Origin of the sequence: Mesorhizobium sp., from assembly GCF_041661565.1 — a bacterium.
In the GTDB taxonomy this organism is placed as follows: domain Bacteria; phylum Pseudomonadota; class Alphaproteobacteria; order Rhizobiales; family Rhizobiaceae; genus Mesorhizobium.
The window spans coordinates 1-10,078 of the sequence record NZ_JBAZUD010000169.1; the positions used below are offsets into that span (position 1 = coordinate 1).

A 10,078-nucleotide genomic window follows, 5' to 3' on the forward strand; every position below is an offset into this window, starting at 1 on the left:
TGGGCTCGATCGACCAGTTTCCGAAAGCCCGCCTCTATCTGCAAAAGCAGGAGTTGCTGTCCTGGCACGAGGCGATGGCGCTGCCGGTGCAATACGGCTTCCTCACCGCCATTATCGATCCGGACGACCTGCGCGCAGCCTTCGACGCCTCGGTGGAACACCGCCTCACACTGGTCGATGGCGACCGGGACGATCTCCTGCCGGGAATCCATGTCCGCCTGGGACAGGGCCACACGATGGGACAGCAATTCGTCATCGTCGAGACCGCGCGAGGCCGCATCGTCCTTTCGGGCGATTGCGTCTACTCATCCCGGCAGATCACCGGCCACAAGCATGACGGCGTCTACCAGCCGCTCAACAACGCGGTCGGCAGCGTCTGGGATCAGCTCAAGACGATCGACCGGATCAACACCGAGATTGGGGGCAACCTCGACAGGCTGATCATCCTCCACGATTCAGAACGCTGGAAAGGCCTCCCGGTGGTGAAGGAAATCGAGGGATTTCGCATCGTCAAGGCGGCGTAGACTGGCGCTCAAGCTCCCCGGTCAACCCGCCATCCAGCCGCCGTCAACCATCAGATTGATGCCGGTGATGTAGCTTGCCATGTCGCTGGCGAGGAAAAGTGCGGCGCCTGCCACGTCGTTCGGGTGCCCGAGCCGCGGCCAAGGCGTGCGACGGTTTGAATAGTCGAGTGCGTCGGGGTCGTTGGCCACGCCCGGCTTGCCGGTGATGATCTTGCCCGGTGCTATGGCGTTACAGACGATGAGGTCTTCGGCGTGGTCGACGGCTATCTGCCGCGTCATCTGCACGATGGCGCCCTTGCTGACGGAATAGGGAAAATCGCCGGGGCAGGCGACCATGCCGTGCTGCGAGGAAATGTTGATGATGCGCCCGCGAGTTTCGTTGACCGGCGCCTGGGCGAGCATCTGCATCACCGCCCGTTTCGAGCAGTAGAAGAAGCCGGTAAGGTTGACGCCGATGACGCGGTGCCATTGTTCGGACGTTGTGTCGATCAGATTGGTGCTGGTGTAGATCGCGGCATTGTTGACCATCACGTCGAGCCGTCCGAACTGCGTGACCGTCGCACCGACGAGCGCATCGACGGCGTTCCAGTCGGCGATGTCGGCCCGGATGTAAGCAGCCGCTCCGCCGGCCGAGCGGATCAAGTCCGCGGTGGTCTCACCGCCTTCGATCGGCTGCTCGACCGTGTCGGCGACGACGACGCTGGCGCCCTCGGCCGCGAATTTCAGCGCGATAGCGCGGCCGATGCCGGAACTGCCTCCGGTGACGATGGCGGTCTTGTTGGCGAGCAGGGGCATGGTCTTCAGCTTTCCCGGGTGACGATGTGTCCAACTTTGGGGCCGATCAGTTTTCCCTCGCGCACGATCTCGCGGCCGCGCAGGAAGACGTTTGTCAGCCGCGCCTGGATGGTCCAGCCGTCGAACGGCGTGTAGCCCGCTCGCGACACCTGGTCGGCATTGGCGATCGTGCTGGACTGGCGCGGGTTGAGGATGAGGATATCGGCGTCGTAACCAATGGCGACCTTCCCTTTGCGACGGCCGAGGCCGAAGCGCTCGGCTGGATTGCTGGCACACATGCGTACCAGGTCCGGCAGCCCGATCAGGCCTTCGTCGACCAGTTTCAGCATCGCCTGCAACAGTGTTTGCAACCCAGGCATGCCGCCCGGAATGTCGGCGAAGGCCGCATAGGGTGCCGCTTTTTCGGCTGGCGTGTGCGGCGCGTGGTCGGTGGCAACGATATCGATCAGTCCTGCGCTCAGCGCGGCGCGCAACGCATCCACATCATGCGGCGAGCGCAGGGGCGGAGAGGCCTTCAGATTGGCGCCTTGCACCTCGTAATCCTGCGCCGTGAAGAACAGGTTCTGCGGCGTGGTTTCGACGCTCGCGTCGGCCATGCCGCGCAGCCGGCTCCACGTCTCGACGCCCAGTTCGGAATTGATCTGGCGAACATGGATTCTGGTCTCGGCCGAGGCGGCGGCGATGAGCGCCCGGGCGATGCCGTTGGCTTCGGCCAGCGGCGGCCGGCTGGCCTGAAAGGCGGCGACGGTGCCGGAGCGGTCGAGCGTTGTGCTGCCGGTCAGGATCGAATGGTCGCCAGGCGAGATGCCGATCAAAGTGTCGCTGCCGGCGAAAGACTTCAACGCCTCGGCCACGGCGTCGGGCGTCGCAAAGAGGAAGTCATCGGGCACATCGGCGGTGAACAGCTCGAACGAGACCGGCGCGAGATCGAGCAGACGGGGGATCAGCGACAGATTGCGGCTGACCGCGGTCTGCAAGCCGACATCGACATGGATGCGGGCCTCGGTTATCGCCATCTTGTCGGCAAGCTGTTTGGCCGTGGCCGTCCATGGCTCGTCGGTCGGCATGTCGAGCACCGTGGTCACGCCGCCGAGGGCCGCGGCATGGGTGCCGGAGGAAAAGTCCTCCTTGTGCGTCAGTCCGGGCTCGCGCAGATGCGCATGAGCGTCGACCAGGCCGGGCAGCAGATAGGCGCCGGAAGCATCGAAAACGGTCCGGGCCGAAGCCGTCTCTCCCGGTGCGAGAAGCGCTGCGATGCGGCCGTCGGTGATGCCCACATCGCGCCGCTCCAACCCGTCGGCGTTGACGATGATGGCTCCCTGGATCAGCGTTTCGAACATGGCGTATGGATTCCGTCAGCGGCGCTGTTCGAAGCCGGCATGGTTCTCCAGCCAGAACCGGGCAATGTCTTCGCGGCGCATGAAGGCAGCGGCCGGATTCCGCTTCACGTGCTCGATCACCTCGCGCAGCCCGGACGCCCGGTTGGGCTGGCCCATCCAGCGCGCGTGGATGCCGATCGTCAGCATGCGGCCGCCGGTCTCGCCGGCCTCGTCGAGCATGTAGTCGATCGCCGAGCGGCAATCCTCGGCGAAATCGCGCGGATTGCTGTAGCCGGGCGCCACCAGATAACGGCTGTCGTTGAGCGTCTTGGAATAGGGCACGACCAGGATCTCTGTCCCGCCGTGGTCGATGAAATAGGGCAGGTCGTCGTTGCAGGGATCGGAGTGGTAAAGGAAGCCGCCTTCCTCGACGAGCAGATCGCGCGTGTTGACGCTGGGCAGCGAGCGGCAGTTCCAGCCGAGGGGGCGTCGCCCAAGCAATTTCTCGTAAAGCGAAACCGCTTCATGCAGCTGGCGCTTTTCTTCCCCGCGCTCCATGGTCGTGTAGTCGATCCAGCGCAGGCCGTGGCCGAGCAGGTCGTGCCGTCGCGCCTTCATCCATTCGACGAAGGGTGGGTTGCGTTCCAGCGCCACCGCGCAAGCGGAGATGGTGATCGGGATGTCGTAGCGATCGAAGAGCCGTGCCAGGCTCCAGACGCCGGCGCGGCTGCCATATTCGAAATGCGTCTCGGTGCCGAGGTCGCGCACCGGCGGGCTCGAGGTGAGATTATATTCGCCCCAATTGTCGTTGCGGCCGTCTTCCAGCCATGAGTATTCCGAGCCTTCCTCGTAGTTGAGCACGAGGTTGATGGCGAGCTTGACGTCGCCGGGCCATGTCACGAAGGGCGGGCGCGGACCATAGCCGACGAAGTCGCGCGGTTGCGGCGCTTGCTGCGGATCGGTCGGCATCGGCTGTCTCCTTAAACTGGTCCGGTCAGTTTTCGTTAGCGGATATCCAGTCCATGTAAGCGTGGAACGCCTCCTTGCCGGGACGCGGCCGCCATGCGGTGTCGCGCAGGATGCGGGCGATGTCATACGCGCCCCACATGCCGCCTTTCAGTCTCACATCCTGGACGATGTTGGCGTCTTCTCCTGATGTCACTTCGGCCTTCAGTCCGGGCACGCGTTCCCTTGCCCAGCCGATGATCTCGCCGATGGCCTGGCTGGAACCGGAGCCGATGTTGTAGTGGCGGTAATTGAGGCGCGGTGCATCGATCAGCGCGAGGATCGCGTCGGCAACGTCGGTCGATGTGACATAGTCGCCGACCGGGTCCAGGCTGTTCGGCCTGATCGTCTCGCCGGCCAGAGCCATGTGCGCGACGCGGTTGGGAACATGGCGAAAGTTGCGGCTCTCGGTCGCGCGGTCCATCGGGCCGTAGACCGAAGCAAGCCGCACCGAGACCGCCGAAAGGCCGAACAGGTCGGCATAGCGGTTGGTCACCATCTCGGAGGCGAATTTCGAGATGCCGTAGAGCGTCAACGGCGCGACATAGCCGTCTTCCGGCAGCGGCTCGCTGCTCCAGTCCGGCCCATTGTGACGGTAGACGGAACCGGAACTGACATAGACGAAGCGCTTGAGGTCCGGTCTCTCTCGCGCCCAGTCCAGCATCCGCACGGTGCCCATCAGATTGACGTCGACGATGCGGGCAGGATCTTCGGCCTCCGGCTGCCGTTTTGCCTCCGAGGCGCTGCCGCGCGCAATCGGCGTGATCGTCGCGCCATGTACGATTGCGGTGATGCCTTGCTCGTCCAGCGTCGCGGCCCAGGTCTTCGGATCGAGGATATCGGCGATGATGACAGTGAGCCGGTCGCGCACCGGCGCGAAATGCTTTTCGGCCGCCGCGTCGAGGCCGGACCTGTCGAGGATCACGGCCCGGGCCTGCGGATCGCGGTCGAGCCACGCGCGTGCGACCACGCTCATGACAAAGCCGGTGCCTCCGGTGACGAGCAGCGTCATGGCAACTCCTTTGAAGCTGAACGGAGAGGGTCAGCGTGTCGCATAGCCGCCGTCCACGAGCATGTCGGATCCGGTGACGAAGGATGCGTCCGATGACAAAAGGAAAGCCGCCGCCGCGGCGATCTCGTCCGGTTCCGCGATGCGGCCGAGCAGATGGGCGGGTCCGAGACCTGCATTGGCGGCCTCGAAGTCGGGAAACCTGCGCAGCAGGCGCTCTGTCGCCACCGCGCCCGGCGACAGGCTGTTGACGCGCACCTTGTCCGGCGCATGGTCGACCGCCATCGCCTTGGCGAGATGGATCAGCCCCGCCTTGGCGGCGCAATAGGCGACGGCCCTGGTGGTCGCGACCCGTCCGAACTGCGAGCCGATGAACACCACCGAGCCACCGCCACCCGCCGCGATCAACGGGACCGCGAACTTGCTCATCAGGAACGCACCGGTGAGGCTGACATCGAGTTCGCGGCGCCAGGACTGCTCGTCGAGATCGACGACGGTGGCGTTGGTCGATGGTGCGGCGGCGTTGTGCACCAGTCCGTCCAGCCGGCCAAAGCGCTGCCTTGCGATGTCCACGGTGCCGCTGGCTGATTCTGCATCGGTCACATCGCAGCGGCAGGCGGCCGCGGCGGCGCCGAGCCCATCGGCAAGTGCTTGCGCCGCCGCAAGATCGTAGTCGGCGCAGACCACTCTGGCGCCTTCCGCAACGCAGCGCCGGGCAATGGCGGCGCCAATGCCGCTTGCGGCGCCCGCGATCAGGACAACGCTGCCATCAAGCCGGTTCATCGCGGCGCCCTCAAACCCGTTCCTCGACACGTTGCATGACCGGCGCCGTGACCGGCCGGCGCAGAAGATTGTATGAGGCCGCGAGCGTGACCAGGGCAGCGCCCCCGCCGAGCAGCAGGAACATGGCGGGAGGCCCGAGATGCGCCATCAATCCGGCTGCGACGCCCGGTGTCGCCACATTGCCGATCGAGTAGAGCAGGAGCAGCGTGCCGGAGGCGGCGACCATGTGCCGGCTGTGAAGCTGAGATGCACCGAAGGCCATCGCCACCGGATAGATCGTCAGCGCCGTGGCGCCATAGATGAAGAACAGCACGAACAGCAGAGGCACCGACAGGGTGCCGATCCATGCGATCGACGCGCAGGCCGTCACCGACACCAGCCCTTGCACCAGCAGCATCAGGCGGCGGTCGAACCGGTCCGACAGCCAGCCGACCGGGGTCTGCGCCAGCATGCCGGCAATGCTTATCGTGGTCACCAGCCAGACAGTGGCCGCCGCCGACAGGCCGATCTGCGTCCCGTAAAGAGGCGTCAGCACGAAGACGTTCATGTTGGTGATGCCGCCCTGGAAAATCGCGACGACCGTCACCGGCGCCAGCCTGAAAAGCGCCAGCGGCCCGAGCCGCCTGTCTGCCTTGGCTCCGGGCGCGGGCGCCGGATCGGCCGGCACCGAAGGCAGCGTCGGCCAGCGCAGCCCCGCGAATTTGGGCGCAAAGGCCAGAAGCACCGTCGCTGTCGCCACCAAAAATAGATGGGGGGATTGCGGTCCGACCAGCGCCACCAGGATCTGGCCAAGCAGCACGGCGATCGCCGTCGTCAGCATGTAGATCGAGAACATCGCGCCGCGATTGTGCTGTTCGGCATAGAGATTGATCCAGCTCTCGCAGATGACGAACATCGAGGCCATCGACATGCCGCCGAGCAGCCGGAAGCAGAACCAGGCAGGCATGAAGTCGGTGACGACGAAGCCCAGGGCTGCCAGCAGCGCGGTTCCCAGGACCAGCAGGAATGTCCGCTCATGGCCGTAGCGGGTCACCAATGGACGCGTCATCAGGCATCCGATCAGGAAACCGGCTGGATAGGCGGTCAGCACGATCTGCACGATTTCGGGGTCGACGCCGGTCTTGCCGAGGTGGAACGACACGGCGGTCGTCAGCATGGCGCTGCCGATACAGGCGAGACAGACGCTGGCCATCATCGGCAGCGTTGCGCGTGAGCGCTCGGCGTTCCGCCACAAGCGCATCGCGGATTGAGAAAAAGACCCCATGATGCCGCCCTGGTCTGCTAGGACGGGCGCCGAAGATCGCAAGCAGGATCAGCAACCGACGCCGGATTCTTATGCATTGCGACGGGTCCCCTTGGCAGTCACGCTGGCCGGCGGCTGCTCTCCCAGACAGAAGCTACACCCCGTCATGCATGCTGCAAGCGAAGATTGACAAGGCTATGGCGTCATTTTTTTTGGCCATCCCGGCAGCGGAAAACGGCGTTGCGCCTCGCGACAGGCTTTACAGTCCTTTTGTGCGCTCCCTACGATAGGTCGCCTGCCACAGATCGAGAGGGGACCAGGAGATGACGATCGAACGTCTTGAGAACGGCCAGCGCTTTTGCCGGGTATTACGCCATAACGGCACCGTCTATGTCTCCGGCCTGACGGCGGACGACCTTTCCGGCGACACCACCGCGCAGACCAAGCAGATATTCGCCAAGATCGATGCGCTTCTGGCCAAGGCCGGCAGCGACAAGTCGAAGCTCTTGAGCGCCCAGATCTGGCTGCGCGACATCGCCGACTTCGACATGATGAATACGGCATGGGATGCCTGGATCGACCGCAGCGCCATGCCGGTGCGTGCGACGGTGGAGGCGCGGCTTGCCGGCGACCAGTATCGCGTCGAGATCATGGTGACGGCGGCGGTCGGCTGACGCCGATTGGGGTGGGCAAACCGAATGCATGAGCTGGTGATCAAAGGCGGACGTGTTGCCCTCGACGACGGTTGGGCCGAATGCGATATCGCCATCGACGACGGCCGCATCGCTGCCATCGGCACAGGCCTGAGCGGCAAATCCGTAATCGGCGCCGGTGGTCTTTGGGTCATGCCGGGTGGCATCGATGCCCATTGCCATCTGGACCAGCCGGTCTGGGGCGGAGCCGGCAATGCCGACGATTTCACATCCGGCACCGTCTCGGCTGCCTTCGGGGGCACGACATGCATCGTCCCGTTCGGCATGCCGGGTCCGGAGATGAGCACCGTCGGCGCCATCGATCGAGCGCTCGACCGTGCCACAGGGCGCGCGGTGATCGATTACGGGTTGCACGCGGTGGTGACCATGGGCACCGGCCCGGATGTCGAGCAACAGCTTTCGCAGATCGCCGGCCGCGGCATCGCGTCGGTCAAGCTGTTCATGACTTATCAGGGCTTTGCCGTCGACGACGATCTCTTCTTCAGAGTTCTCGATACGGCCCGCAGGCTTGGGTGGATCGTCATGGTCCATGCCGAGAACGACGCTGCCATAAGGCGCACGCGGCAGCGGCTGGTCGATCTCGGCCGCACCGATATCCGCTATCATGTCGTGGCTCACAGCGAGACGATGGAGCGCGAGGCGACGCATCGCGCGCTGGCCTTCGCCGAAATGACAGGCGCGCGCATGACCATCGTCCACGTCTCCTCCTGGCAGTCGGCCGAGGAGGTGGCGCGGGCGCGTGGGCGAGGGGTCGATGCGATTGCCGAGACCTGCCCGCAATATCTGTTCATAGGCGCCGCCGACCTCGATCGGCCGGCCATCGATGCGGCGCGTTTTGTGTTTTCGCCGCCGCCGCGCTCGCCGCGCAGCCATCAGCATCTGTGGCAGGCGTTGATCGATGGCGGCATCGACCTGTGGTCATCGGACCATTCGCCCTATTTCTTCGCCGACAAGATCGCGCGGTCGCAGACGCCCGGCTTCACCACCACGTTGAGCGGCATTCCAGGCATCGAGACTCGTCTGCCGCTGCTCTTCTCGGAGGGGCTTTTGACCGGCCGCCTGACGCTCGAGCGCTATCTCGATCTCACCTCGCGCAATGCCGCCGCGATCTATGGCCTGGCCCACGCCAAAGGGCGGATAGCGGTCGGCCTCGATGCCGATCTGGCGCTGTGGGATCCGACAGTGACCTGGACGCTCGGCCATGCCGCCTTGCATTCGCGTGTCGACTTCACGCCCTACGAGGGCAGGAGCGTGACCGGCAAGCCGACCACCGTGCTGGTGCGCGGCGTGCCGGTGGTCGCCGACGGCGTGCTGAAGGTTCAGCCGGGGTTCGGACAGTTCGTGGAGCGCACCGCGGCCGATCCGGCGCGCTCGGGAAAACCAGTCGAGGAGACGACGCCATGGCTCGATGCCTGACCATCGCGGTCGCCCAGACCGGCCCCATCCAGCGCAGTGCGACGCGGGGCGAGACGGTCGATCGTCTCGTCCACCTGCTGGAGCGGTCCGCCGCCGCAGGTGCGGAAATCGTGGCGTTCCCCGAGATGGCGCTCACCACCTTCTTCCCACGCTGGCGCATCGACGATCAGGCGGAGATCGACGCCTTCTTCGAACAGTCGATGCCGGGCCCCGAAACGCAGCGCCTCTATGATGCCGCCGCCCGCCTGAAGGTCGGCTTCGCGCTCGGCTATTGCGAGATCGCAAGGGAAGACGGCCAGACGCACCATTTCAACACCATGGACCTAGTCGGCCCGGACGGGCGCTCCATCGGCCGCTACCGCAAGATGCATGTGCCGGGGTCGAGCGAGCCGGAGGAAGGCACCACCACGCATCTCGAACGTCGTTATTTCGAACCGGGTAATCTCGGCTTCCCGGTCTTCGACTATCGCGGCGTTCGTATCGGCATGGCGATTTGCAACGACCGCCGTTGGCCCGAGACCTACCGCATGCTTTGCCTCAACGGCGCCGAGGTGGCCCTGCTCGGCTACAACACGCCGCTGCTGCTCGACGAGGCGCCGGCGCTGGCGCATCTGCGAATGTTCCACAACCATCTGCCGATGCAGGCCGGCGCCTACCAGAACACGCTGTGGGTCGCTGCCGCCGCCAAGGCGGGGCTCGAGGACGGCCAGGCACTGATCGGCGGATCCTGCATCATCGCGCCGACCGGCGAGATTGCCGCGCAGGCGATGTCGCTCGACGACGAGGTCATCGTCCACCGCGCCGATCTCGACCTGATTGAGACCTGCCGGAAGGTGAATTTCAACTTCGCGCTCTATCGCCGCCCCGACCAGTACCGGCGTATCTCGGAACCGGCCTGAGATCGAACCTGATGGGCCTCAGCGAAACCAGCCAGGACACGGCGCCGCGCGCGGCCGAGCCGCTGTCGCTCAGTGAGATCGTCGAGAACGGTCTCTGCATCGGTTGCGGGCTCTGCCGTTCGATCGCAGGTCCAGGCAAGGTCAAGATGGTGATGACGCAGGAAGGGCGCGAGCGGCCGGTGGCGATGCAGGTGTTGGACAGGTCGACATTGGCCAAGATCAACGCCGTCTGCCCGGGAACGCGTATCGCCGGTCCGCCGCCGGCGCAGGCGAGCACTGGGGCGTTGACGGACACCGTCTGGGGCCCTGTCGAACGGCTTGTGCTCGGCCGCGCGGGAGATTCCACGGTGCGGTTTGTCGGATCGGGAGGCG

At 65.2% G+C, this 10,078-nt stretch carries 9 protein-coding genes and 2 pseudogenes; 5 read left to right on the forward strand and 6 right to left on the reverse strand.

What is annotated here, in order from left to right:
* Positions 1 to 524, forward strand: a pseudogene (locus WC739_RS22295) (N-acyl homoserine lactonase family protein); the annotation flags it as partial.
* Positions 525 to 545: 21 nt separating this feature from the next.
* Here WC739_RS22295 and WC739_RS22300 read toward each other — a convergent pair.
* From WC739_RS22300 to WC739_RS22325, 6 genes are read right to left on the reverse strand one after another with little or no spacing between them, the layout of a single operon-like run.
* The gene (locus tag WC739_RS22300; RefSeq protein WP_372955162.1) at positions 546 to 1,319 is read right to left on the reverse strand and encodes an SDR family NAD(P)-dependent oxidoreductase; all 774 of its coding nucleotides are present in this window, start codon (positions 1,317 to 1,319) and stop codon (positions 546 to 548) included.
* A gap of 5 nt (positions 1,320 to 1,324) precedes the next feature.
* Positions 1,325 to 2,659 (reverse strand): dihydroorotase family protein, encoded by a 1,335-nt coding sequence (locus WC739_RS22305; RefSeq protein WP_372955163.1) that lies wholly within the window; start codon positions 2,657 to 2,659, stop codon positions 1,325 to 1,327.
* A 15-nt stretch (positions 2,660 to 2,674) separates the two neighbouring features.
* Positions 2,675 to 3,607 (reverse strand): polysaccharide deacetylase family protein, encoded by a 933-nt coding sequence (locus WC739_RS22310; protein ID WP_372955164.1) that lies wholly within the window; start codon positions 3,605 to 3,607, stop codon positions 2,675 to 2,677.
* A gap of 25 nt (positions 3,608 to 3,632) precedes the next feature.
* Positions 3,633 to 4,655, reverse strand: a complete 1,023-nt coding sequence (locus WC739_RS22315) for an NAD-dependent epimerase/dehydratase family protein (protein WP_372955165.1) — start codon at positions 4,653 to 4,655, stop codon at positions 3,633 to 3,635.
* 30 nt (positions 4,656 to 4,685) lie between these two features.
* Positions 4,686 to 5,435 (reverse strand): SDR family NAD(P)-dependent oxidoreductase, encoded by a 750-nt coding sequence (locus WC739_RS22320; protein WP_372955166.1) that lies wholly within the window; start codon positions 5,433 to 5,435, stop codon positions 4,686 to 4,688.
* Positions 5,436 to 5,445: 10 nt separating this feature from the next.
* A complete protein-coding gene (locus WC739_RS22325; protein ID WP_372955167.1) occupies positions 5,446 to 6,591 on the reverse strand; it encodes an MFS transporter in 1,146 nt (381 codons plus the stop codon).
* Between the two features lie 410 nt (positions 6,592 to 7,001).
* On the opposite strand from WC739_RS22325, the gene WC739_RS22330 reads away from it, so the two are divergent.
* The 4 genes and pseudogenes from WC739_RS22330 to WC739_RS22345 form a co-directional block, all read left to right on the forward strand.
* The gene (locus WC739_RS22330) at positions 7,002 to 7,352 is read left to right on the forward strand and encodes a RidA family protein (RefSeq protein WP_112619534.1); all 351 of its coding nucleotides are present in this window, start codon (positions 7,002 to 7,004) and stop codon (positions 7,350 to 7,352) included.
* Positions 7,353 to 7,376: 24 nt separating this feature from the next.
* Positions 7,377 to 8,807 carry a dihydropyrimidinase gene (gene hydA, locus WC739_RS22335; protein WP_372955168.1) on the forward strand — a complete coding sequence of 477 codons (1,431 nt, stop codon included), beginning with the start codon at positions 7,377 to 7,379 and terminating at the stop codon, positions 8,805 to 8,807.
* Positions 8,792 to 9,706, forward strand: a complete 915-nt coding sequence (locus WC739_RS22340) for a nitrilase-related carbon-nitrogen hydrolase (protein ID WP_372955169.1) — start codon at positions 8,792 to 8,794, stop codon at positions 9,704 to 9,706. The genes hydA and WC739_RS22340 overlap by 16 nt, the downstream gene beginning before the upstream one ends.
* 11 nt (positions 9,707 to 9,717) lie before the next feature.
* Positions 9,718 to 10,078: pseudogene (locus WC739_RS22345) on the forward strand (coenzyme F420 hydrogenase); the annotation flags it as partial.